The sequence below is a fragment of the Bacillus alkalisoli genome (assembly GCF_002797415.1).
Lineage (GTDB): Bacteria > Bacillota > Bacilli > Bacillales > Bacillaceae_I > Bacillus_CD > Bacillus_CD alkalisoli.
In genome coordinates this window covers 2,280,650-2,306,538 of record NZ_KZ454944.1, presented here as the reverse complement: position 1 = coordinate 2,306,538, position 25,889 = coordinate 2,280,650, and the positions used below count along the sequence as shown (strand labels likewise).

Here is a 25,889-nt window from a genome sequence, read left to right as displayed (position 1 = left end):
ACAATAAATTTTTCCACATTTACAATTAAATATGTATATTTTATACTTTGTTAGAATTTTAGAGCTATAAAAAAGCTAAAAGCCTTTGAGCAGTATGTTGACAAACTATCATAACAATGTACATGCCGACAAATGAAATCTAGCAATAAAAAATTCATAGCAAGAGGAGGTGGAATAATGGATATTCTACAAATTATCATCTCCGCTTTGCTTGGTCTAGTCGTCGGTGCAGTTGTTGGCTTTTATGTTCGTAAAACCATTGCTGAACAAAGAATCCTTGGGGCTAAAAACGCAGCAGAACAAATAGTGGAAGAAGCTAAGAGAGAAGCTGAGTCTTTAAAGAAAGAAGCCCTTCTAGAAGCTAAGGATGAAATTCACAAACTTCGCACGGATGCTGAAAGAGACATTCGTGACCGTAGAAGCGAACTACAAAAACAAGAAAATCGTTTAATGCAGAAAGAAGAGAACCTTGATCGAAAAGATGACACGTTAGATAAACGTGAAATCTCTTTAGAAAAGCGTGAGGATTCTCTAAACGAGAGACAACAGCATATAGAAGAATTAGAGAGCAAAGCGGATGAGATGGTGCGAAAACAGCAAGAAGAGTTAGAACGTATTTCAGCTTTAACTCGTGATGAAGCGAAATCCATTATCTTAGACCGTGTTGAAAACGAACTATCCCACGACATTGCTCTAATGCTTAAAGAAAGTGAACTAAGAGCTAAAGAGGAAGCGGATAAAAAGGCGAAAGATATTTTATCATTAGCGATTCAACGTTGTGCTGCTGACCACGTTGCTGAGACAACCGTGTCGGTAGTAAACTTACCGAATGATGAAATGAAAGGTCGAATTATCGGTCGTGAAGGAAGAAACATTCGTACGTTAGAAACATTAACAGGTATTGATTTAATTATTGATGATACACCTGAGGCTGTAATTCTTTCTGGCTTTGATCCTATTCGTCGAGAAACAGCTCGTCTAGCGTTAGATAAACTTGTTCAAGATGGAAGGATTCACCCAGCGCGTATTGAAGAAATGGTTGAAAAATCAAGAAGAGAAGTGGATGAATACATTCGTGAAGTTGGAGAACAAACAACTTTTGAAGTAGGAGTTCATGGTTTACATCCTGACTTGATTAAAATCTTAGGACGTTTGAAATTCCGTACAAGCTATGGCCAAAATGTTTTAAAACATTCTATGGAAGTAGCGTTCCTTGCTGGTTTAATGGCATCTGAACTTGGTGAAGATGAAACATTAGCACGCAGAGCGGGCTTGTTACATGATATTGGAAAAGCTGTTGACCATGAAGTAGAAGGTAGCCACGTTGAAATAGGTGTGGAACTTGCTACGAAATATAAAGAGCATCCAGTTGTCATTAACAGTATTGCTTCTCATCACGGAGATAAAGAAGCAACTTCGATTATAGCAGTTCTAGTTGCTGCAGCTGATGCATTATCTGCTGCAAGACCGGGCGCACGTAGTGAAACATTAGAAAACTACATTCGTCGTCTTGAAAAGCTAGAAGAAATTTCAGAGTCTTATGATGGCGTTGAAAAATCTTTTGCTATTCAAGCTGGTAGAGAAGTGAGAATCATCGTTAAGCCTGATTCTATCGATGATTTGGAAGCGCATCGTCTAGCAAGAGATATTCGTAAACGAATTGAAGAAGAGCTTGATTACCCTGGACATATTAAAGTAACAGTAATCAGGGAAACAAGAGCAGTTGAATACGCAAAATAAAGTGGTGATCTCTCACCACTTTATTTTTTTTTTGAGAGCTATATTATTAGCTTAGTGTTGATAATTAAATACTAATACCTGTTGATTTCCGTGCAACGCTGAGACTCCTGCGGGAGAAGCGGGGAACGGGAGACCCCACAGGCGCTTGCGCAAGGGAGGCTCCCGGCGCCACGAAAAGTTTGAAGCGGCTCGTTCAGCTCCGACAAGCATAAGACAGGGAAAAATTGAGGATGCTTTTTGTCCTCAAGGCAATCATGGCTTATGTCTCGAGAAGCTAGCCGCTGAAACTAGACACGACCGCGGAAAGCGAAGCCTTGCACGGAAATCAACATCAAACGTTAACAAAGCCTTTTTGAGAAATAGAAGACTTATTTGAAAAAAAGCTGTTATTATGACAAACTAGTGAGAAAGAAAGAGTAAGAAAGGATTAATACATATGAAAATATTATTTATAGGAGACGTTGTAGGCTCTCCTGGTAGAGATATGGTAAAAGAATACTTACCAAAACTAAAAAGTAAATACAACCCAGCATTAACAATTGTTAATGGAGAAAACGCTGCAGGTGGTAAAGGAATTACAGAGAAGATATATCAAGGATTCCTAGCCGCTGGAGCACAGGTAGTAACATTAGGAAATCACACGTGGGACAATAGGGAAATTTTCGAATTTATAGACAAAGCAAAACAAATGATTCGACCAGCGAATTTTCATAAAGATACACCTGGTAAAGGGATTGTTTATTTTTCTGTAAGTGGTAAAGAAATTGCTGTAATCAACTTACAAGGAAGAACGTTTTTACAACCAATTGACTGTCCGTTTGAAAAAGCATCGGAATTAATAGAAGAAGCGAGAAAAAGAACAAAGATAATTTTTGTTGATTTTCATGCTGAAGCAACAAGTGAAAAACAAGCGATGGGTTGGTATTTAGACGGTAAAGTTTCTGCAGTTGTTGGTACACATACCCACGTGCAAACAAACGATTACCGAATATTACCCGAAGGTACAGCTTATATGACAGATGCCGGTATGACAGGCCCATATGACGGAATACTTGGTGTTGAAAGAGAAGCCGTATTAAAAAGATTTATAACATCATTACCTGTTAGGTTTGAAGTGACAACAGGTAGAGCACAATTAAATGGGGTAATCATTGATATAGATACGAACACTGGAATAGCAAAAACGATTAAACCAATTTTAATTAATGATGACCATCCATTTTTTGATTGATTGATAACTGCGTTTTTTTTAAATATTTAGATAAATAAAATGATACAAGCTGGAATATGTTTAAGTTCTCCTGAATATAGTAGCAGTGATAATAGTATACAGACTACCATCTGTCATTCACCATACACTGTAAACGTTAAGGAGGAACTAGAAATGGAAATATTAAAGGTTTCAGCCAAGTCCAACCCAAACTCTGTAGCAGGAGCGCTAGCAGGAGTGTTAAGAGAAAGAGGTGCAGCAGAAATTCAAGCAATTGGTGCAGGGGCTCTAAATCAGGCTGTAAAAGCTGTAGCGATTGCTAGAGGTTTTGTAGCGCCAAGTGGTGTAGATTTAATTTGTATTCCAGCCTTTACAGACATACTAATTGATGGCGAGGAAAGAACTGCGATTAAACTGATTATCGAACCTAGATGACATTTCATGCATAACTATAATAAAACCTGTATGCATTTTTTAATGCACTACAGGTTTTTTGTATTCAGTCGGTATTCTTAATTTGTATAATAAAACGTAATAATATATACAAAGGGGATGACACACTATGAAAATATTTGATGCGCACAGTGATGTGCTTTATAAAATGTACCTAGATAGAAAAATAAATTTTAAAGATAGTCCTAAACTTCATATTACATATGACCAGTTAAAACATTCAAAAGCCAAAGTTCAATCTTTTGCGCTTTATGTACCAGAAAATGAACTTAATCGAGCGTTTGAAGTAACAATTGAAATGATTGATATATTTTATCAAAAAATATTGAAGAACTTTCCAAAAATGAGATTGGTAACGTCTCAAGAAGATATTCAAAATTTAAAAGATGATGAGATTGGTGCCATGTTATCACTAGAAGGCTGTGAAGCGATTGGTATAAGTTTAGAGAAATTAAGAACCTTTTATAGACTTGGTGTTACATCAATTGGCTTAACATGGAATCATGCCAATCTAGTTGGAGATGGTGTGTTAGAGAAACGTAATGCAGGTTTAACTTCGTTTGGAAAAGAAGTTGTTATCCAAAACAACTTAGCAAATGTATGGACGGATGTATCACACTTATCCGAAACAGGATTTTGGGAGGTAATGGACATTGGTGAGATGGTAATAGCTTCACACTCTAACGTCAAATTATTATGCGATCACCCTCGAAATTTATCGGATGAACAAATAAATGCAATAATTAAAAAAGATGGTGTAATCGGAATTACATTTGTTCCACAGTTTTTAGTGCAACATGGAAAAGCAACTATAACAGATGCTCTTAAACATTTAGAACATATATGTTCATTAGGTGGAGAAAAACATGTTGGTTTTGGTTCGGATTTTGATGGAATCGATGAAACTGTAGTGGGATTAGAAAATTACAGTAAATATAGTGATTTGATTAATATGCTGCAAAAATATTATTCTGAAACACAAGTAAATAATTTTTTATTTAATAATTTTGTTCGGAAATACCATAAACAATAGGATTTTCTGTAAAATAATATCGCTTACATGTTTTACTGAAAAAATTTTTAGAATTTTTCTAAAGAAATTTAATCAAAGGGTTGTATTTTTAAATAAATAGGTCTAAAATGAAAGCGTTTAGTACATATCCAAAATCAATGCAAACTTAATTTTTTGAATTATCCGAGCGTAATTTATAGTTATTTGATTGGAAAAGTGCTACAATATTATTCGACTACAAATTGTGACATTGAGCGCATTTTTTAAAGGGGTGTAAGACACATGATCAATCAACTTTCATGGAAAGTTGGAGGGCAACAAGGAGAAGGTATCGAAAGTACAGGTGAAATTTTCTCCATCGCATTAAACCGTTTAGGATATTACTTATATGGTTACCGCCACTTCTCTTCACGTATTAAAGGTGGTCATACTAACAATAAGATTCGTGTTAGCACTACACAAGTTCGTTCTATTTCTGATGATCTTGATATATTAGTAGCTTTTGACCAAGAAACAATCGATGTAAACTATCATGAACTTCGTCAAGGTGGGGTTGTCATTGCTGACGCTAAATTTAACCCATCTGTACCTGAAGATGGAAAAGCTACTTTGTATGCGGTTCCATTTACAGAAATTGCTACTGAACTAGGAACTTCACTAATGAAAAACATGGTTGCAGTAGGTGCATCAAGTGCGATTTTAGATCTAGATATCGAAGCGTTTCGTGTAGTTGTACAAGAAATCTTCGGTAGAAAAGGTGCACAAATCGTAGAAAAGAACATGGAAGCAATTAAAGCTGGTTTTGATTTTGTAAAAGACAGCGACGAAAATGTACAAACCATGCAATTAGCAAAAGCGGATGGTCAAAATCGTTTATTCATGATTGGTAACGATGCAATCGCTTTCGGTGCTGTTGCTGCGGGTTCTCGTTTTATGCCTGCATACCCAATTACTCCAGCATCTGAAATTATGGAGTACTTAATTAAGAAACTTCCAAAATTCGGTGGGACAGTAATTCAAACAGAAGATGAAATTGCTGCATGTACAATGGCAATTGGTGCGAACTATGCTGGTGTTCGTACGTTAACAGCTTCTGCTGGACCTGGTTTATCTTTAATGATGGAAGCAATCGGTTTATCTGGTATGACGGAAACTCCTCTAGTTGTTGTAGACACTCAACGTGGAGGACCAAGTACTGGTTTACCAACGAAAATTGAGCAATCTGACTTAATGGCTATGATTTACGGTACACATGGTGAGATTCCTAAAGTAGTAATTGCACCAAGTACAGTACAAGAAGCTTTCTATGACACTATTGAAGCTTTTAACATTGCTGAGGAATATCAATGTCCAGTTATTCTTTTAACTGACTTACAATTATCTTTAGGTAAACAAACAGTTGATCCTTTAGATTACTCTAAAATTGAAGTTCGTCGTGGTAAATACAATCCAAATCAAGAGTTACCTGAAATCGAAAACAAAGGCTACTTCAAACGTTATGAAGTAACAGAAGATGGAGTTTCTCCTCGTGTTGTACCTGGTATGAAAAATGGTATCCACCATGTAACAGGAGTTGAACATGAAGAAACAGGTAAACCATCTGAAGCTACTGCTAACCGTCAAGCTCAAATGGATAAGCGTTTACGCAAACTAAATAACATTAAATTTGATACGCCTGTGTATGTTAATGCAAAGCATGAAGATCCAGATGTATTAATCGTTGGATTCAACTCTACAAGAGGTACAATTGAAGAAGCGATGGAAAGACTAGAACTTGATGGTGTGAAAGCAAACCACGCTCAAGTACGTCTAGTTCATCCATTCCCAACGGAAGAAATCCTTCCACATGTAAAAGCGGCTAAAAAAGTATTTGTTGTGGAATATAATGCTACAGGACAGCTTACTAGCATCTTGAAAATGAATGTTGGACATGCTGAAAAAATTAGTAGCATCTTGAAGTATGATGGAGATCCATTCTTACCGAAAGAAATTCACGCAAAGTGCAAGGAGCTGTTATAAGATGGCAACATTTAAAGATTTTAGAAATAATGTAAAACCTAACTGGTGCCCAGGTTGTGGAGATTTCTCAGTACAAGCTGCAATTCAACGTGCTGCCGCTAATGTTGGTTTAGAGCCAGAAAATTTAGCAGTAATCTCAGGAATCGGTTGTTCTGGACGTATTTCTGGTTATATTAACTCATACGGTTTCCATGGTATTCATGGTCGTTCCCTTCCAATTGCCCAAGGAGTGAAAATGGCTAACAAAGATTTAACTGTTATTGCTTCTGGTGGAGATGGAGATGGTTTTGCGATTGGTTTAGGACATACAATCCACGCTATCCGTCGTAATATCGACGTAACATATATTGTTATGGATAACCAAATTTACGGATTAACAAAAGGTCAAACTTCTCCACGTAGTGAACTTGGTTTTAAAACAAAGTCTACTCCGCTAGGTTCTATTGAGTCATCATTAAACGTTATGGAAATGGCGCTTACTGCTGGTGCAACATTCGTTGCGCAAAGTTTCTCAACAGATTTAAAAGACTTAACTTCATTAATCGAGCAAGGTATTAACCATAAAGGTTTCTCTCTAATCAACGTATTTAGTCCATGTGTTACTTACAACAAAGTAAATACGTATGACTGGTTTAAAGAGAACTTAACGAAGCTAAGTGACATTGAAGGTTACGACGCTCACAGTAAAGTGAAAGCAATGCAAACATTAATGGAGCATAACGGTCTAGTTACTGGTTTAATCTACCAAAACAAAGAACAAAAATCTTACCAAGAACTTGTTCCTAGCTATAGCGAATCTCCATTAGCAAAAGCTGATTTAAACTTAACTCAAGAAGACTTCGATCAATTAGTTAAAGAGTTCATGTAATAAATAATAAAGGCTTCTTCCACTATCGGAAGAAGCCTTTGTTTTAGTCCATAGAAAGTAATTTTCTGAATTGGAAACGAACGTATAGGATGTTACCCCTTTTTATAAAGCCTGTGTTAAAACTTAATTTTTATATTTTGTAAGTTCAAGCTATTGAATTCCTTGCAAGGTGGAGGCTCCCACCCCGCCCGTGGAAAGCGAAGCCTTGCACGTAAATCAACAGCGGTCTTTAACATAGCTATTTATAATTAACCTTTTGTATGAGCCAATCACCAGCGGTTATAAATGAATTTGTCCATATTTCTACAACTTTAGCTTATGTATTGTTTAAGATTCAATAAAATTATATACTATGTTAATGTGTAGTATATTATTCATTGGAAATTTATGAATATCTTTGTTTATTTACAAGTGTAATTGAAAGGAGTTTTTATATTGAACGAAAAGCAACGATTAGCATCTCAACAAGTAGTAACTGAAACTCCATCGGACAAAAAATCCGAGAAGGACTTTAGTAGATACTTTGAATCTGTATATGTACCACCTAGTTTAAAAGAAGCAAAGAAACGTGGTAAAGAAGAAGTGAAATATCAAAAAGATTTTGAGATTCCTGAAGAATTTCATGGTTTAGGACAAGGTAAAAAGTTCTATATCCGCACATATGGCTGTCAAATGAATGAGCATGATACAGAAGTTATGGCAGGTATCTTCCTTAACTTAGGTTATGAGCCAACAGATACGGTACAAGATGCAGATGTTATTCTTCTAAACACGTGTGCTATTCGTGAAAACGCTGAGAATAAAGTTTTTGGTGAGTTAGGTCATTTAAAACACCTAAAGAGAGAAAGACCAGACTTATTAATAGGTGTTTGTGGATGTATGTCTCAGGAAGAGTCTGTTGTAAATAAAATTTTAAAAACATACCAACAAGTTGATATGATATTCGGGACGCACAACATTCACCGTCTACCTCACATTTTAAAAGAAGCTTACATGTCCAAAGAAATGGTTGTGGAAGTTTGGTCAAAAGAAGGAGACGTTATTGAAAACCTACCTAAAGTACGTAAAGGTACTATTAAAGGTTGGGTAAACATTATGTACGGTTGCGATAAGTTCTGTACGTATTGCATTGTTCCTTATACTCGTGGTAAAGAGCGTAGCCGACGTCCTGAAGATATTATTCAAGAGGTACGTCAATTAGCTGCACAAGGTTATAAAGAAATCACTCTACTTGGCCAAAATGTAAATGCATATGGTAAAGACTTCGAAGATATGAAGTACGGATTAGGTGATTTAATGGAGGAGATTCGAAAAATCGATATCCCGCGTATCCGTTTCACTACAAGTCACCCACGTGATTTTGATGATAGATTAATTGATGTATTGGCTAAGGGTGGTAACCTTTTAGACCACATCCATTTACCAGTTCAATCTGGTAGTTCTGAAGTATTAAAATTAATGGCACGTAAATATAGCCGTGAGCAATATTTAGAGTTAGTTCGTAAAATTAAGGAAGCAATGCCTAACGCTTCGATGACAACTGATATTATAGTTGGCTTCCCTAATGAAACAGACGAGCAGTTTGAAGAGACAATGTCTCTTTACCGTGAAGTTGAGTTTGATTCTGCTTTTACATTCATTTATTCACCAAGAGAAGGTACACCAGCTGCTAAAATGCAAGACAATGTACCAATGGAAGTAAAGAAACAACGTTTACACAGATTAAATGAGCTTGTTAATGAAACTTCCGCAAAGAAATTAAAAGCTTATGAAGGTCAAGTAGTCGAAGTTCTAGTCGAAGGAGAAAGTAAAAATAACCCTGATGTACTAGCTGGATATACAGCAAAGAGCAAACTTGTTAACTTCAAAGGTCCAAAATCTGCTATTGGTCAAATTGTAAAAGTAAAAGTGACAAAAGCAAAAACATGGACACTTAATGGAGAAATGGTAGAAGAAAAGGTAGAGGTGAACTAAGATGACAACGAAATATACAAAAAAAGATATCATTGACCGTGCACGTGAGTTAGCTAAAATGATTTCTGAATCGGAAGAAGTAGACTTTTTTAAACGTGCTGAAGCTCAAATTAACGAAAATCAAAAAGTTAAAGAAATGGTAGCGAGTGTTAAGAGTCTTCAAAAACAAGCTGTTAACTTCCAAAACTATAATAAGCCTGAAGCACTTAAAAAGACGGAAGAAAAACTAGACAACATTTTACAAGAGCTTGATGAGATTCCGATTGTACAACAGTTTAAAGATTCACAACAAGATGTAAATGACTTACTACAATTAGTAGCTTCTACTATTACAAAAACGGTGACAGATGATATTATTGAAACTACTGGTGGAGACGTCCTACGCGGCGAAACTGGTTCTTATGTAAAAAATAGCCACGGCAGCAGCTGTAGCCACTAATGTAAAAAAGACGAGAGCTATCTCGTCTTTTTTTAGTCTTCAAATCAAGTAAAACATAAATATTTATTAAAAATCTTCTTGAAAAGGAACATCCAGCCCATTCTCCTCATATGATTTATAAGCCTATATTTTACTTAACTGTTATGAATGAACGAAACGGAAACATGTAACTTAACTTACTTGAAAAAATTAGGCACATATTTAGAAATCCATGCATAGAATGAACTATACGTAATTGTGTAAAGAAATTATTTCATTTGTTTATGATTTTAAATTTAAAGCACAATAGTCATTTGACCCGCATAGGATGAAATGAACATTGTAATGAGGAGGGTGTATGCTCGAATGTCTGAATACAGAGAAATAATTACAAGAGGTGTAACAGGGAAGGGCCGTAAGTTCACACAATCAACTCATACGATCAGTCCTACACATCGTCCTACGAGCATTTTAGGTTGTTGGGTAATTAACCACAAATATGATGCTAAAAAAGTAGGCGATACAGTAGAAGTAGTGGGGAAATATGATACGAACATTTGGTTTTCTTACAATGAGAATACGAAAACGCAAGTAGTGACAGAAACAGTTTCTTATACTGATGTTGTAAAGCTGAAGTATAGAGATGAAAACAGTTTCGGTGATGAACATGAAGTAATTGCTCGCGTACTTCAACAACCTAACTGTTTAGAAGCAACAATTGATCCAGATTCTCATAAAATCGCTGTTCAAGTAGAAAGAGAATTTTTATGTGAAGTAATCGGTGAAACAAAAGTATGTGTAGAAGTTCACCCTGATGCTCTTAATGATGAGACGGATTGGGATGTGGATGATGAAGAGTTTGAAGATTTAAACCCAGACTTCATTGTGGATGGCTATGAAGAATAAAGGTTGAACTAGGGAGATGTCTTCCTAGTTTTTTCTTTGTCTAGATAATTTCGATATATGTTATAATAAATTTGTACAAGATTTTTAGAAATGTTGGGGGATTAAGATGGCAACATACACGCCGATGATACAACAATATTTAAGAGTAAAGGCAGATTATTCAGATGCCTTTTTATTTTTTCGTTTAGGCGATTTTTATGAAATGTTTTTTGACGATGCAATTAAAGCTTCACAGGAGCTTGAGATAACATTAACAAGTAGAGATGGTGGAGGTTCAGAAAGAATCCCTATGTGTGGGGTTCCTCATCATTCCGCACCTAATTATATAGAGCAGTTAATAGAAAAAGGATATAAAGTGGCAATTTGTGAACAAGTGGAAGATCCGAAACAGGCGAAAGGTGTAGTGAAGAGGGAAGTTGTGCAACTCATTACACCTGGTACGGTAATGGAAGGAAAAGGTGTATTAGATGAACAAAACAATTTCCTTATTTCTGTTACCGAGTTTGAAGAAGGGTCCTTTGGGCTTGCCTATACGGACTTAACGACGGGAGAAGTATTTACAACATACATCTCCAATGGATCTACTTCTTTAGTGAACGAGTTATATTCTATTGGTGGGAAAGAATTAGTAGTTGCTGATACATTTTCTGAACAATTACTAAAAGAAATTCAAGACCGTATGTCATTAACTATCTCTTTTGAAAATGACGCTACTGCACCTATGAATCTACAATATGTTGTGGACGAGCTAGTACAAGAAAACTTACGCACAACCGTTAGTAGGTTGTTGCAATATTTAACAAAGACACAAAAACGTAGTCTTGATCATATACAGGCAGCTATTTTCTACACTTTAGATGAATATATGAAAATGGACATTTATTCAAAGCGGAATTTAGAGTTGACGGAAACAATTAGAGCGAAAGGGAAGAAAGGTTCTTTACTTTGGTTGTTAGATGAGACGGTTACTGCTATGGGTGCTAGGTTACTAAAGAAATGGATAGATAGGCCATTAATTACTCCATCACATATTGAAAAACGTCATCTGATGGTAGCAACACTTATGAATGAGTTTTTTGCTAGAGAAGATATTCGCATTTCATTAAAAGAAGTTTATGATTTGGAAAGATTAGCTGGAAGAGTCGCATTTGGAAATGTAAATGCAAAAGATTTAGTGCAATTACTAAAATCGATAAAACAAGTACCACAGTTAAAACAACTTGTTATGAATCTTCCTGTTGACACACGTTTTTTACATGAAAGATTGGATGAATGTGAAGAACTAGTCTTATTGCTAAATACCAGTTTATTAGAAAACCCATCTTTATCGATTAAAGAAGGAAATATGATGAAAGATGGATTTAACGAAGAACTTGATAAGTATCGGGATGCAAGAAAGAATGGAAAGACATGGATTGCGGAATTAGAAAAGCGTGAGCGTGTGTTAACTGGCATTAAGTCGTTAAAAATAGGGTACAACCGAATTTTTGGATACTTTATTGAAGTGACAAAGTCTAATATTGCTTCTTTAAAAGAAGGAAGATACGAAAGAAAACAAACATTAGCAAATGCTGAAAGATATATTACGGATGAGTTAAAAGAAAAAGAAACCTTAATTTTAGAAGCAGAAGAAAAAATTGTTCAATTAGAATATGAATTGTTTCTTCAATTGAGAGAGCAAGTAAAACAATATATCCCTAGACTTCAAAGCTTAGCCAAAGCGGTTAGTGAGCTAGATGTGCTTCAATGTTTTGCAACGGTTAGTGAAAAGCGTCAATACGTTCAACCAATCTTTACGAATGACAGAGTAATCTCTATCCGAAATGGTCGTCATCCGGTGGTAGAAAAAGTGTTAAACTCGAATGAATACGTTCCAAATGATTGTTTGATGAACAAAGAAAAAGAAGTTTTGCTTATAACAGGACCGAACATGTCCGGTAAAAGTACGTACATGAGGCAAATAGCATTAACATCCATTCTCGCGCAAATTGGCTGTTTCGTTCCTGCTGATGAAGCTGCCCTACCTATTTTTGATCAAATCTTTACGAGAATTGGTGCAGCGGATGATCTTATTTCTGGTCAAAGTACATTTATGGTTGAAATGTTAGAAGCTAGAAATGCAATTGTAAATGCTACAGAAAATAGTTTAATTCTATTTGATGAGATTGGAAGAGGTACGTCGACCTATGATGGAATGGCACTTGCACAAGCATTAATTGAGTATATTCATACCGAAATTGGAGCGAAAACGTTATTTTCTACACATTATCACGAGTTAACTTCCCTGCAAGAAGAGCTAAGTAAACTTCATAATATTCACGTAAGTGTGGTAGAACAAAATGGAAAAGTTGTTTTTCTTCATAAAATGAAAGAAGGGCCAGCTGATAAAAGTTACGGAATTCATGTGGCAGAGTTGGCAGAACTACCAAAAAAGGTTATAGAAAGAGCTCAATACATTTTAGAACAGTTGGAAAATGAAGGGAAGTCAAAGAAGCAATCGGACAAACTTGCAGCACCTTATCAACAAGCTAATAAAGTCGAAGAGCTTTCGCAACTATCATTCTTTGAAGAGGAACAGAAAGCTGCGAAGAAGGGCAAGCAAGAGTCTGTTTCAGCTGATGCTGTAGAAATTGTGGAACAAATAAAGAAGTTAGATTTATTGGATATGACTCCTATGGATGCAATGAATGTGCTTTATAAAATGCACAAAAAACTTAAGTAAGGAGGTGGAATAGATGGGGAAAATTCTTCAGTTAGACGAGCACTTATCTAATAAAATTGCTGCAGGTGAAGTAGTAGAACGCCCTGCATCCGTTGTAAAAGAGTTAGTGGAAAATGCGGTTGATGCCAATGCATCGATTATTCAAATTGAACTAGAAGAAGCTGGCCTTTCAAAGATACGTGTTCTTGACAATGGAGATGGTATGGACAATGAAGACTGTCTAACTGCTTTTCAACGACATGCAACAAGTAAAATTAAAGACGAGAATGATTTATTCCGAATTCGCACTCTTGGATTTCGTGGTGAAGCACTTCCGAGTATTGCTTCTGTGTCCATATTAGAATTGACTACAAGTACGGGTACAGATGCAGGTATGTATGTGAAATTACAAGGTGGGCATGTAGTGGAACAAAAAGCTTCAAATGCCCGAAAAGGAACGGATATTGTCGTTTCTCAATTGTTTTTTAATACGCCTGCCCGTTTAAAATACTTGAAAACAATCCACACAGAGCTTGGAAATGTAACAGATGTTGTTTATCGTTTAGCACTTGCCCATCCTTCCATCTCGTTTCGACTGAATCATAATGGCAAAACCATTTTCCAATCAAATGGTACAGGAAATAGTTTACATGTACTAGCTGCTATATACGGAATGAACGTAGCTAAAAAAATGATTCCTATACATTTAAATTCTTTAGACTTTAAAGTGACGGGTTATATTGGTCTACCAGAAATAACCAGGGCGTCCAAAAGCTATATATCTACGATTATTAATGGTAGGTTTGTAAAAAACTATACAGTATTACGAGCGATTCAAGCAGGCTATCATACACTATTACCGATAGGAAGATATCCTATAGCTTTTTTACAAGTTGAAATGGACCCTATATTAGTAGATGTAAACGTACATCCGACTAAATTAGAAGTAAGGTTAAGTAAGGAAGATGAACTGTATGATCTTATTACAGAAGGGGTTAAGAATGCTTTTCAGAAGCTTCAATTAATACCGGAAGCAAATGTAACACCTAAACATACAAAACAAACGTATGCGAAAGATGAGCAACAAGTTTTCTCTCTACAAAATCCTTCGACGACTCAAAAACAAGAACAAGCTCCAGTGTTGACTAGGGAGCCTTCTCCTAACTTTTTTGTGAAGGTGGAAGAAGATAATGAAGTAATAGAAGATCAAATCTTGCCTCATGTAGTAAATAATCCGAACGGATTTATAGCTGATGTAGACCATAATTCAGAAAGCATTACTCATGTAGAAGATGAGAGCGCAACGAAATGGAATGTTGCAAAAAGTGAACCAAGAATTCCAACATTATATCCTATTGGTCAAATGCATGGCACATATATTTTAGCTCAAAATGAAAGTGGATTATATTTAATTGACCAACATGCTGCACAGGAAAGAATTAATTACGAATACTTTTTCCAAAAGTTAGGTAATACAGAACGAGAAGTACAAGATTTATTAGTTCCGCTTACAATGGAGTTTTCGCCGGAGGAGTATTTGTTTTTAGAGGGAAATCTGGAAGAGTTTAAAAAGGTTGGTGTATTTCTCGAACCGTTTGGACATCAGACATATATTATTCGTTCACATCCAACTTGGTTTCCTCGTGGGGATGAGCATTCTATTATTGAAGAAATGATGGAGCAAATTACGACTTCTAAGTCGATTAATATTGCTAAGCTTAGAGAAGAAGCAGCAATCATGATGAGTTGTAAAGCTTCCATAAAAGCAAATCATCATTTAAGGCACGATGAAATGGTCTCATTGCTACAGCAGTTGCGCCAAGCAAACAATCCTTTCACATGTCCACATGGAAGGCCAATACTCATTCATTACTCTACGTATGAATTGGAAAAAATGTTTAAAAGAATAATGTAACTGTATTTTCACTAGCTTCTACTTTAAGAAGCTAGTGAAAAATTTTTACTTTACCTTATATTTTCTGCAAAATTGGGTATACTAATATCTTGTTATAGTAAATAGAAAGAGGGCTTTATTTTGGGAGAGAAAAAGAAACTAATTGTCTTAATTGGGCCTACAGCTGTGGGAAAAACAAAATTAAGCATAGAACTCGCTAAAAAAGTGAATGGTGAAATAATTAGTGGCGACTCCATGCAAATATATAAACAACTAGATATAGGTACGGCTAAAATACATAAAAATGAAATGGATGGAATTCCACATTACTTAATTGATATAAAAGAACCAACAGAATCTTTTTCAGTTGCAGATTTTCAGAGAGAAGTTAGAATGTTAATTGATGAGATAACCTCTAGAGGGAAAGTACCGATGATTGTTGGTGGTACAGGGCTTTACATTCAATCTGTATTATATGACTATCAGTTTTCTGAATCGGGTGGAAATGAAGAGATACGCAATCAACTAGAGGGACTTTTAGAAGAAAAAGGCGAAGAGCACTTATTCTCAATGTTACAAAAGGTAGATCAAAAAAGTGCTGAAACTATTCATCCTAACAATGTAAGAAGGGTAATGCGGGCTCTTGAAGTATTTGAATCTACTGGAAAAACCTTTTCTTCCTTTACCGAAAACCAACATAATGAACTTTTATACGAGGTTGCAATGGTAGGCTTAACGATGGACAGAAAGAAATTATACGAACGAATTAATAGAAGAGTCGACATGATGATGGATTCAGGTTTGATTAATGAAGTGAAAACATTGTATGATGGAAATATAAGAAATTGTCAGTCTGTTCAAGCTATCGGCTATAAAGAACTATTTGACTATTTTGAAGGGAAAACATCTTTAGAAACGGCAATCGAATTAATTAAACAAAACTCAAGGCGCTATGCGAAGAGGCAACTAACTTGGTTTCGAAATAAAATGGATGTTACTTGGTTTGATATGACCGAGCCATTAGACGAAAAGTTAGATCAAATATTTGATTTTGTTGCAGGAAAGCTAGAACTTGAGGCGAATAATAACCATTATAGAGATAAGAGGAGGAAGAAAAATGAAACAAACGATTAATATTCAAGATCAATTCCTTAATCAATTGAGAAAAGATAGTACGAGTGTAACAGTTTTTTTATTAAACGGCTTCCAATTACGTGGTTTAATAAAAGGCTTTGATAATTTTACAGTGTTACTTGAATCAGAAGGAAAGCAACAATTAATCTACAAGCATGCAATTTCGACTTTCTCTCCGCAAAAGAATGTACAATTTGATATGGAATCCTAAACCAGCGCTTGCTGGTTTTTTTATTATTCTTTTTCGCTCTAATCGTATGCTTTTTGTTTTATAATAACTAGAAATCAAACCATGCCCGTTCCTTTCCGATACAGGCACTCGCCGAGGAGTAGGTTTTTTCACGACAGTGAAAATAACCTTCCTTTTTACCGCCCGCGGAAAGCGAAGCCTTGCACGGAAATCAACAGCTCACTTTAACACATTATTCTTCTTTTTAAAAAAGTTAACCTTTGTACATTAATTCTCCTACATATTATCATCCAATCCAAAAAGAATCAGACAAGCTTATCTTACATATAGTAGGTAATAATGGATAAAAATAATTTGAAAATTAAATTATTTCTCGGGAAAGCGCATAAAATGACACTTTCTTTCGTTTTTATTCAAATAATAATGTTTTTTGTAGAAATAAATGAGAATTCCACAAACTTTGTCAAATGTTGTAAAAACGGAAAGTTATTAGTATAACAGTCAAGAGAGGTGACACGTTCTTGGACCCATCCATGACTAATCATAACGGAAAAATTAATATTGTATTAAATAATAATAAGAAAAAACCTCTTAAAGTCACACACGTTAAAGTGGATAATGAACCATTAAGAAGCAGTGCTCCTACCGAGCAACATAAAGTGTTAAATGATATAGAGCGGGAATTAGGGGAGCTTGTAGGTTTAGGCGAGATGAAAAGAATAGTGAAAGAAATATATGCTTGGATATTTGTTAACAAAAAAAGAGAAGAAATAGGGTTGAAAGCGGAAAAACAAGTTCTTCACATGATGTTTAAAGGAAATCCAGGTACGGGTAAAACGACGGTAGCTAGGTTAATTGGAAAACTTTTTTTAGAAATGAACGTATTATCAAAAGGACACTTAATCGAAGCGGAAAGAGCAGACTTAGTTGGAGAATATATCGGACATACTGCGCAAAAAACGAGAGATTTAGTAAAAAAATCGCTCGGGGGAATTCTTTTTGTTGATGAAGCTTACTCTTTGGCACGTGGCGGGGAAAAGGACTTCGGTAAAGAAGCAATAGATACTTTAGTAAAACATATGGAAGATAAACAACATGAGTTTATTTTGATTCTTGCAGGTTACAAAAGGGAAATGGAAGAGTTTCTGAGAACAAATCCGGGTTTAGTTTCGAGGTTTCCTATTATAATTGATTTTCCAGATTACACGGTAGATGAATTGATGGAAATAACATATAGAATGTTGAAAGAAAGGCAATATGTTTTAAGTAAAGAAGCGGAATGGAAACTGCGAGATCATTTGTTACAGATGAAAGGTGTTTTACTTCCATCAGCATTTAGTAATGGTAGGTATGTCAGAAATATAATAGAAAAGTCTATTCGTGCACAAGCTATGAGGTTACTTTTAAGAGAAACATATGAAAGAAGCGATCTTATAACAATCGAAAGTAGAGATTTAATTTTAAAATGGTGAAATAATAGTAATAGCTCGGTAGTATGTTAGTGAAAACATTTCCGAGCTATCTTTATTATCCGATATCTTCACTAACACTAAAATTATTTTCCTTAATAGCATCAGCTGTAAGTTGTCCAGATAGAATTACCATTGGTACTCCTCCACCTGGATGTGTAGAACCTCCTGTAAAGTATAAATTAGATAAAATGTTGCTACGACAAGGAATTTTAAATCCTCCGTTTTTCTTTCTGTCCGTAACAACTCCGTAAATACTACCTCCATTAGAACCATACAAGTTTTGAATATCGTTTGGAGTAAAACGATATTCGAATTCAATAGACTTTTGTAAATCCTTTAATCCCATTCTTTCTAACTTTCTCAATATAATAGATCGATACGTGTCTCTATAGACATCCCAGTTCTCTCTTTCTTTTAAAGGTGGAACATGTGTTAATACGAATAAATTTTCTTTTCCATAAGGCGCTTGTGATGGATCTGATTTTGAAGACACACCAATATAGATTGTAGGATCTTCAGTAGGTTTACCTTCGTTAAAAATTTCATGAAATTCTTTTTCTGGATTTTCAGAGAAAAAGAAGTTATGGTGTGCTAATTGTTTAAATTCTTTGTTTACACCTAGTAATAATACAAGTCCAGATACAGTTGGACTATACTTTTGTAGATTGTTTGTAGACTCATGAGAGCGAGGGTGCTCAGCTAGTAAAGTTCGGTACGTTGGTATTGCCTCCAGGTTAGAAACAATTATATCGCTATGAATGATAGAGCCATCTTGGAGCATTACTCCTTTCGCTTTGTCACCTTCTGTTATTATCTTACTAACTTTGCAATTTAATTGATAATTAATTTCAAGTTCTTCTAACACTTGAGTTAATGCTTCAGCAATTTTGTACATGCCACCTTTTACATAGTAAATTCCTAGACCAAGTTGTACATAAGCAAGTTGCGTAAGGACAGCGGGTGCTTGGTAAGGAGAAGAGCCAATATACATAATGAGAAAATTGAAAAGTTGTTGTACATGTTTATTTTCAAAATGTTTTTTTGTAATTTGGTCCATTGATTTCATCGGATCCATCGTAAATAACTCTCTTATATTATGTAATGCTCTTAAATCATTTAAACCGGACAGACTTTTTTTATAAAAACTTTTTAAGCTATATTCATACATTTTACTGGCAAAATTCATATATTCGAAAAATTGGTTTGCATCTTTATCAGATAACTTTCTAATTTCTGAGAGCATCGTTGGTAATTCACTTGTCATATCTATTTTTGTTCCATCTTCAAAAAAGGTTCTCCATTGCGGTTCGATTTTCTGGATCGTTAAATAGTCATGAACATTTCTATTAACACATTTAAATAGTTGTTCTAGCACCCATGGCATTGTTAAGATGGAAGGCCCTGTATCAAAAGAAAAGCCACTACCAGTACGAATATTTAATTTACCACCTAATCTTTCTCCTTGCTCTAAAACAGTAACATGATAACCGTCTGCTTTTAATCTAATTGCTGCAGACAGACCTCCTAATCCACCACCGATTACAATAACTTTTTTACTCATTTTAAAAACTCCTTATGAAAAATTGTTTTTTTGACTATGATGATAAATACAGTTGAAAAGAAAGTGCATTTCAACTTTTTACCTTCTCAACTTTATAGTTTGTCCGATAAAATTTGTTTCAAACTTTAAAGAAAAACAAAAATGGGAATTTTTCTTGGATCATCACATCAAATGAGGTGAGAAAATGTTTGTTGTTATTGGAGTAGTTACAGTATTATTAGGTTGGTTTTTAATAGCTTCTATACCAACGTTTCAAGATGATAGGAAAAATAATGTTCATACTGCTTCCTTAGAGGAGTTAACCATTATTATTCCAGCTAGAAATGAGGAAACGAATATAAAAGTATTATTAGAATCGTTACTTCCATATAGAAATAAAATACGTGAAATTCTTGTAATGGATGATCATTCTAGCGATGGTACAGCTGAAGTTGCTAAAATGTTTCATGTAGACGTAATTTCTATTCCGCAATTACCTAAAGGATGGTTTGGTAAAGCTTGGGGGTTATGGAATGGAGCACAAGTTGCTAAAGGAAATTACTTCATGTTCTTAGATGCTGATACTTGGGTGCAAAAAGGCGGTTTGGAAAAAATACTAGCCGAATATAAAGGGAGCAAGAGTGTTATTTCTATACAACCTTACCATGTTATGAAATCGAATGTAGAGAAGTTATCTAGCTTCTTCCACCTAGTAATTATGAGTTCGCTTGGGTCATTTCATCTTTTTAGAAAACATGTTAAAACCTCTGGTGCATTTGGACAAGTGATGCTTATCGGAAGGAAAGACTATTTCGTTTTTGGCGGACATGAGAAAGTGAAAAGTGAACTAATGGAAAATTTATCTTTTGCTAAAATTATTCAACAAAGAGGTGGAAAAGTATACTGTTTTAGTGGAAAAGGTGCCATCGAAATGAGAATGTATACGAGCAAAATAGGATCATTAGTTGCTGGTTGGGGTAAAAGTTTTGCAACTGGGGCGGTAAAAACGAACCTGATTTACTTAGCTCTTGTGTCCATTTGGATAAGTGGATTGTTTACAGTTGTCACTAACTTTTCCTTTAACCTTTATATGAAGTTATTCTTTTACTTTATGATTGTTATTCATTTACGGTGGTCGTTGGCGAAGGTTGGTAATTTTGGTTGGGGGACTGCGTTTTTGTATCCAGTTCATTTAATGTTTTTTTTACTAGTATTTCTTTACTCTAGTTTTATTACCTTTGGAAAGAAAAAAGGAAAATGGAAGGGTAGAGAAATTGTTATCGAGGAAAAGGTAGACAAGTTTTGATTATTTCATTAACACCGATAACTGGTACGGCATTAAATATAGTTAGTATACTCTCTATTCATCTTATCGGATCGTGGGTTTGTTTAAGGATACCCAAAAAGTGGTTTTTGAAAAATAATAACTTGTTTTATCATTTTCAGTGGGAGGAAAATACCCAGCTTTACAGTATGCTTAAGATTAAAAGGTGGAAAGAATATTTGCCAGATGGATCAAAATTATTTAAACATGGGTTTCAAAAGAAAAGGCTTAAAGAAAAAAACGAAGCGTATTTTTATTCTTTCATTATGGAAACGAAAAGGGCGGAATTAACACACTTCGTGACGTTTTTCCCTTTATGTTTTTTCTTTATTTGGAACCCTGTTGAAGCTTACTTAGCCATTCTTTTATATGGTGTCCTAGCAAATCTTCCATGCATCTTAGTTCAGAGATACAACAGAATGCGCTTTAATAAAGTACTAGGTCGTTTTATACAAAAAAAGAAGAGATATAGAAATAACTCTCCTACTCGAAATACATCTAATTTTAATTGAGTCCGTTTCATAATGTATGAATACTATACGATAAACGTATGATAGCATCGTGTTCTATAATTATTCATCTTAATAAACTATCATATTATTATGCATTATACTAAAACGTTCGTTTTTCATTAAACGATCCGTAATTATGAAATTGATTCAATTATTAAAGTGAAAAGCTCTATTTGGTAACTGCCATTTATATGTGTAAGATAGCACTCTTAGAGTTACAATTGAAACGAATAACACTAATAACTCAATAGGAGTACTTACTAAACCAAAACCAATTGCAAGTCCGGCAATGATAGCCCATACTGCATAAATTTCTGACCTTAGTACAAGTGGCTTTCTTCCAGCGAGTAAATCACGGATTATTCCACCACCACTTCCAGTTAAGACAGCTGCAACGACGACTGCACTAATTGGGTGTCCCATACTAGTTGCGAAAAGAGCCCCTTGTATTGCAAAAGCGCCAAGTCCAATGGCGTCAAAGAAGTTACCCCATTTTCGCCAATGTTTTAAAAGGTTATTAGGGAATAAAAAAACGGCAGTCATTGCAACTAGTGCAATTTGAAAAAGCATACCTTGTTCCCAAAGGGCTGATACGGGTACCCCAATTAATAAATTTCGGATTGCCCCGCCACCAAAAGCGGTTACAATGCCTAAAATATATACGCCTAAAATATCGTATTCTTCTTCCATTGCAACAATAGCTCCACTGACAGCAAAAGCAATCGTGCCAATAATACTAAAAATTTCCCATGTCATGTTTGTCCCACTCCAAGATGTTATATAAAAAAGTTTATTTATGAGTACAATAATATCAAACCTTACTGATTTTAAAGCTAAAACGAAAATAATGCAATACAATTTTTAAGTAAATTAATAGTAGAAGTAACTATCTTTTGATATAGTATTAGCAAGGTATTAAAGAGCTTAAAATCTAATCTTAATGAATACTTAATATTATTTATGTAAAGGGGTAACCGCTTTTGAATGAAATCGTACATAATGAACGGGAACGAGCTATTGTAGTAGGGTGTCAACTTCCTAGACATACGGATGAACACTTCCACTATTCTTTAGAAGAATTATCATCCTTAACGAAAACGGCTAATGGTGAAGTGGTCATGTCTATCACTCAAAAACGTGATAGAGTTCATCCTGCCACTTATATAGGAAAAGGAAAAATAGAAGAATTAGTTTTATTAGAAGAAGAATATGACCCGGATGTCATTATTTTTAATGATGAGCTTTCGCCAAGTCAACACAGAAACTTAACTAAAATGTTGTCGGCACGTATCATTGACCGTACTCAATTAATTTTAGATATTTTTGCACAGCGAGCACAATCAAAAGAAGGAAAACTACAAGTAGAACTTGCTCAACTGAAATACATGCTCCCTAGACTAACAGGGAAAGGTGTAGAACTTTCTAGGCTTGGTGGCGGAATAGGAACTAGAGGCCCCGGTGAAACGAAACTTGAATCAGACCGACGTCACATTAATAGAAGACTTGTAGAAATTAAAGCGCAGTTACAATCTATTGTAAAACATCGAACACAATATCGTGAAAGAAGAAAGAAAAACTTAGCCTTTCAAATTGCACTTGTTGGTTACACGAATGCAGGTAAATCAACGATATTTAATCGTTTGACGGAAGCTGAAGCATTTGAGGAAAATTTATTATTTGCTACACTCGATCCGACAACAAGACAAATGACATTACCATCGGGCTATAAAGCGTTATTAACAGACACAGTTGGATTTATTCAAGATTTACCAACGAGTTTAATTGCAGCGTTTCGTTCTACATTAGAAGAAGTAGTAGAAGCTGACTTCATTTTACATGTAGTGGATAGTTCAAATGAAGATTACGAAAATCATGAAAAGACCGTAACTAATTTACTTCAAGATTTAGGGGTTAAAGGGATACCGATGTTAACAGTCTATAATAAGAAAGATCAACTAACGTCTACAAAACCTTTTATCTATAAAAAAGAAGCCATATTAATTAGTGCTCTAAATGATTCAGACAGGAAGGAACTTGTCTCTTCTATTGAAGAAATGATGAAAAAAGAGATGAAACCTTATCAGGTGAAAATACAGTCAAGTGAAGGACGATTGTTAAACCAATTAAAACAAGAGACAGTTTTAGAAAAAATTATTTTTGATGAAGATAAAGAAGTATATGATTGTAAAGGATACTTTTTTACCACTGCGAAAATGGCTCATTTTATCGAAGAATTAATGGTCAACTGAGAACATTTCATAAAAATATGATTACTGTACGAAAAACGTAACGTATTTATGGAATTAGTTCAACTAAAGGAGAAACTAGCATGTTTGATTTGTTACAAAATGGGGAAAGTATTAAACCGATCGTAAAGAAAGTAGAAGCCAAAATACAAGATACATTTAAAAAAATAGATGAAAATGCAGAAACAAATCAGTTTTCTGTCTTAAAAAGTTTTCAAGAATTTAGAATTAGTGATAGTCATTTCATTCCGTCGACGGGATATGGCTATGATGATATTGGCAGAGATACGTTAGAAAAAGTGTATGCAAAGGCTTTTGGCGGGGAAAGTGCGTTAGTTAGACCGCAAATAATTTCTGGCACGCATGCCATTTCTATTGCATTGTTTGGTGTGTTAAGACCCGGTGATGACTTATTATATATCACAGGTAAACCTTACGATACGTTAGAAGAAATAGTAGGGATTAGAGGAACTGGTGTTGGATCTTTAAAAGAATACAATATTGGCTATAAATCTATAGAGTTGAAAAACAACAAAGGGATTGACTGGGAAGCTGTCAATAATGCTATAAACGAAAATACAAAAATGATTGGTATCCAACGCTCGAAAGGATATGCTACTAGACCATCCTTTACTATTGAAGAAATAAAGGAAATGATACAATTTGTGAAAGAAATTAAAAGCGATGTTGTAGTTTTTGTAGATAATTGTTACGGTGAATTTGTGGAACTTCAAGAGCCGTGTCATGTTGGAGCAGACTTAATGGCAGGTTCATTAATAAAAAATCCAGGTGGAGGATTAGCTAAAACAGGTGGCTATATTGTTGGAAAGGCACATCTTGTAGAGGCTTGCTCTTATCGTATGACATCTCCTGGTATCGGAGCTGAAGCTGGTGCCTCTCTTTATTCATTACAAGAAATGTATCAAGGATTCTTTTTAGCTCCACATGTAGTTGCTCAAAGTTTAAAAGGAGCGGTGTTTACAGCTGCATTTTTAGAGGAATTAGGAATGAACACATCTCCTTCATGGGATAGTCAAAGAACGGATCTAATTCAATCGGTTCAATTTGACGATAAAGATAAGATGATAGCATTCTGTCAAGCGATTCAGTATGCATCTCCTGTTAATTCTCACGTAACGCCATATCCAAGCTATATGCCTGGATATGAAGATGACGTTATTATGGCAGCAGGAACGTTTATTCAAGGTGCAAGTATAGAACTTACCGCAGACGGTCCGATTAGACCACCTTACGTTGCGTATGTACAAGGTGGCTTGACATATAGCCATGTGAAAATAGCTGTCTGTTCTGCAGTGGACCATTTAATTACAAAAGAGTTAATAAGAATATAAATTTTAGTAGAGCCTGGATCAAAACTATATTGAACTTAGAAAAACCCGAACATTATCCCTAATATATAGGAATAAGTCGGGTTTTTTATACCTTTCTAGCAGATGATTGGAGTGCAAACCGAAGACTCCTGCGGGAAAGCGTGTTTAAGTGAGACCCCACAGGCGCTTGCGCCGAGGAGTAGGTTTTTTCACGATAGTTAAAATAACCTTCCTTTTTACCGCCCGCGGAAAGCAAAGGTTTGCACTCCAATCATCTGCGGTATGTTACCCTGACACTAATTATTCGACTTTAAGGAAATAGATTTAGTTTTGTTCCAGGCTGGTTCTTTTCTTATGTTTAAAACAGACAATTTAAAGGAAAATATAAAAAGGAAAATCAATATTGATTTCCATGTTAGAAAACCTTACATACGCTTGACATATTTCCTAACATCGAATATATTAGTATTATCTTCAAAAGATGTTAGGAAAGGAGAAATAATATGAATGATAACTTAAGACGTTCGATGCCGTTGTTTTCTATGAATATTGTGATGAAACTAACGGAGTTATCGGCCAGACAAATTCGTTACTACGAAGAAAATGGACTCATATTTCCTGCCCGAACAGAAGGTAATAGAAGATTATTTTCATTCAATGACGTTGATAAACTACTTGAAATTAAAAGTTTATTAGACCAAAAAGTAAATCTTGCAGGCATTAAACAAATATTGGCTGTGAAGGAAGCACATAAGTCAACCGTCATAACGGAAAATACTCGAGAAACAATTGAAAAACGAGACTTAACAAATGATGAACTACGTAAGTTACTGCGTGCCGAAATGATGCAAGCGGGACGATTTAACAAAACAAGTCTTCGTCAAGGAGACATGTCTCGATTTTTCCATTAATTTGTTAGTTAGTAAACTCATATTAAAATGTAAA

General features: G+C 35.1%; 21 protein-coding genes. 19 read left to right on the top strand and 2 right to left on the bottom strand.

Annotation, left to right across the window (positions count from 1 at the left end):
* Nucleotides 1-177: 177 nt before the first annotated feature.
* The 14 genes from rny to spoVK all read left to right on the top strand — a co-directional run bounded on the left by rny (nucleotide 178) and on the right by spoVK (nucleotide 17,991).
* On the top strand, nucleotides 178-1,740 hold the full coding sequence (rny, locus tag CDZ89_RS11440; RefSeq protein WP_096154572.1) for a ribonuclease Y: 1,563 nt from the start codon (nucleotides 178-180) through the stop codon (nucleotides 1,738-1,740).
* A gap of 436 nt (nucleotides 1,741-2,176) precedes the next feature.
* Nucleotides 2,177-2,971: a TIGR00282 family metallophosphoesterase gene (locus CDZ89_RS11430; RefSeq protein WP_096154571.1), complete on the top strand. Its 795-nt coding sequence runs from the start codon at nucleotides 2,177-2,179 to the stop codon at nucleotides 2,969-2,971.
* Nucleotides 2,972-3,124: 153 nt separating this feature from the next.
* Nucleotides 3,125-3,385 carry a stage V sporulation protein SpoVS gene (gene spoVS / locus CDZ89_RS11425; RefSeq protein ID WP_029281188.1) on the top strand — a complete coding sequence of 87 codons (261 nt, stop codon included), beginning with the start codon at nucleotides 3,125-3,127 and terminating at the stop codon, nucleotides 3,383-3,385.
* A gap of 127 nt (nucleotides 3,386-3,512) precedes the next feature.
* Nucleotides 3,513-4,436 carry a dipeptidase gene (locus CDZ89_RS11420; protein WP_096154570.1) on the top strand — a complete coding sequence of 308 codons (924 nt, stop codon included), beginning with the start codon at nucleotides 3,513-3,515 and terminating at the stop codon, nucleotides 4,434-4,436.
* A gap of 261 nt (nucleotides 4,437-4,697) precedes the next feature.
* A complete protein-coding gene (locus tag CDZ89_RS11415) occupies nucleotides 4,698-6,434 on the top strand; it encodes a 2-oxoacid:acceptor oxidoreductase subunit alpha (protein ID WP_096154569.1) in 1,737 nt (578 codons plus the stop codon).
* Nucleotide 6,435: 1 nt separating this feature from the next.
* Entirely contained in the window at nucleotides 6,436-7,302 is an 867-nt protein-coding gene (locus CDZ89_RS11410) for a 2-oxoacid:ferredoxin oxidoreductase subunit beta (protein ID WP_096154568.1), read from the top strand.
* 435 nt (nucleotides 7,303-7,737) lie between these two features.
* Entirely contained in the window at nucleotides 7,738-9,276 is a 1,539-nt protein-coding gene (miaB, locus tag CDZ89_RS11405) for a tRNA (N6-isopentenyl adenosine(37)-C2)-methylthiotransferase MiaB (protein ID WP_096154567.1), read from the top strand.
* A 1-nt stretch (nucleotide 9,277) separates the two neighbouring features.
* Nucleotides 9,278-9,715, top strand: coding sequence for a YlbF/YmcA family competence regulator (locus tag CDZ89_RS11400; RefSeq protein ID WP_096154566.1), 438 nt, complete (start codon nucleotides 9,278-9,280; stop codon nucleotides 9,713-9,715).
* Between the two features lie 345 nt (nucleotides 9,716-10,060).
* Nucleotides 10,061-10,600, top strand: a complete 540-nt coding sequence (locus tag CDZ89_RS11395; RefSeq protein WP_100333722.1) for an outer spore coat protein CotE — start codon at nucleotides 10,061-10,063, stop codon at nucleotides 10,598-10,600.
* Between the two features lie 106 nt (nucleotides 10,601-10,706).
* Nucleotides 10,707-13,322 (top strand): DNA mismatch repair protein MutS, encoded by a 2,616-nt coding sequence (mutS, locus tag CDZ89_RS11390; protein WP_096154564.1) that lies wholly within the window; start codon nucleotides 10,707-10,709, stop codon nucleotides 13,320-13,322.
* A gap of 13 nt (nucleotides 13,323-13,335) precedes the next feature.
* Complete coding sequence (gene mutL / locus CDZ89_RS11385; RefSeq protein WP_096154563.1) at nucleotides 13,336-15,216, top strand: DNA mismatch repair endonuclease MutL; 1,881 nt, start codon at nucleotides 13,336-13,338, stop codon at nucleotides 15,214-15,216.
* 120 nt (nucleotides 15,217-15,336) lie between these two features.
* Nucleotides 15,337-16,329, top strand: a complete 993-nt coding sequence (gene miaA, locus CDZ89_RS11380) for a tRNA (adenosine(37)-N6)-dimethylallyltransferase MiaA (RefSeq protein WP_100333721.1) — start codon at nucleotides 15,337-15,339, stop codon at nucleotides 16,327-16,329.
* Nucleotides 16,313-16,540 (top strand): RNA chaperone Hfq, encoded by a 228-nt coding sequence (gene hfq, locus CDZ89_RS11375; protein ID WP_096154561.1) that lies wholly within the window; start codon nucleotides 16,313-16,315, stop codon nucleotides 16,538-16,540. The genes miaA and hfq overlap by 17 nt, the downstream gene beginning before the upstream one ends.
* 500 nt (nucleotides 16,541-17,040) lie before the next feature.
* Nucleotides 17,041-17,991 carry a stage V sporulation protein K gene (spoVK, locus tag CDZ89_RS11370; protein WP_406564890.1) on the top strand — a complete coding sequence of 317 codons (951 nt, stop codon included), beginning with the start codon at nucleotides 17,041-17,043 and terminating at the stop codon, nucleotides 17,989-17,991.
* A gap of 55 nt (nucleotides 17,992-18,046) precedes the next feature.
* Here spoVK and CDZ89_RS11365 read toward each other — a convergent pair whose 3' ends face one another.
* Nucleotides 18,047-19,552, bottom strand: coding sequence for a phytoene desaturase family protein (locus tag CDZ89_RS11365; RefSeq protein WP_100333720.1), 1,506 nt, complete (start codon nucleotides 19,550-19,552; stop codon nucleotides 18,047-18,049).
* Between the two features lie 184 nt (nucleotides 19,553-19,736).
* Between CDZ89_RS11365 and CDZ89_RS11360 the strand changes: the two genes are divergently transcribed.
* Nucleotides 19,737-20,837, top strand: a complete 1,101-nt coding sequence (locus CDZ89_RS11360) for a glycosyltransferase family 2 protein (protein WP_096154559.1) — start codon at nucleotides 19,737-19,739, stop codon at nucleotides 20,835-20,837.
* Nucleotides 20,834-21,367: a glycosyl-4,4'-diaponeurosporenoate acyltransferase CrtO family protein gene (locus CDZ89_RS19950; protein ID WP_096154558.1), complete on the top strand. Its 534-nt coding sequence runs from the start codon at nucleotides 20,834-20,836 to the stop codon at nucleotides 21,365-21,367. Before CDZ89_RS11360 ends, CDZ89_RS19950 begins: the two co-directional genes overlap by 4 nt.
* Before the next feature lie 147 nt (nucleotides 21,368-21,514).
* Here CDZ89_RS19950 and CDZ89_RS11350 read toward each other — a convergent pair whose 3' ends face one another.
* On the bottom strand, nucleotides 21,515-22,123 hold the full coding sequence (locus CDZ89_RS11350; protein WP_096154557.1) for a trimeric intracellular cation channel family protein: 609 nt from the start codon (nucleotides 22,121-22,123) through the stop codon (nucleotides 21,515-21,517).
* A 224-nt stretch (nucleotides 22,124-22,347) separates the two neighbouring features.
* On the opposite strand from CDZ89_RS11350, the gene hflX reads away from it, so the two are divergent.
* The 3 genes from hflX (at nucleotide 22,348) to CDZ89_RS11335 (ending at nucleotide 25,855) form a co-directional block, all read left to right on the top strand.
* Entirely contained in the window at nucleotides 22,348-23,616 is a 1,269-nt protein-coding gene (hflX, locus tag CDZ89_RS11345; protein WP_227521501.1) for a GTPase HflX, read from the top strand.
* Nucleotides 23,617-23,696: 80 nt separating this feature from the next.
* Nucleotides 23,697-24,965: a methionine gamma-lyase family protein gene (locus CDZ89_RS11340; RefSeq protein WP_096154556.1), complete on the top strand. Its 1,269-nt coding sequence runs from the start codon at nucleotides 23,697-23,699 to the stop codon at nucleotides 24,963-24,965.
* A gap of 482 nt (nucleotides 24,966-25,447) precedes the next feature.
* Nucleotides 25,448-25,855 carry a MerR family transcriptional regulator gene (locus CDZ89_RS11335; protein WP_096154555.1) on the top strand — a complete coding sequence of 136 codons (408 nt, stop codon included), beginning with the start codon at nucleotides 25,448-25,450 and terminating at the stop codon, nucleotides 25,853-25,855.
* Nucleotides 25,856-25,889: the final 34 nt, after the last annotated feature.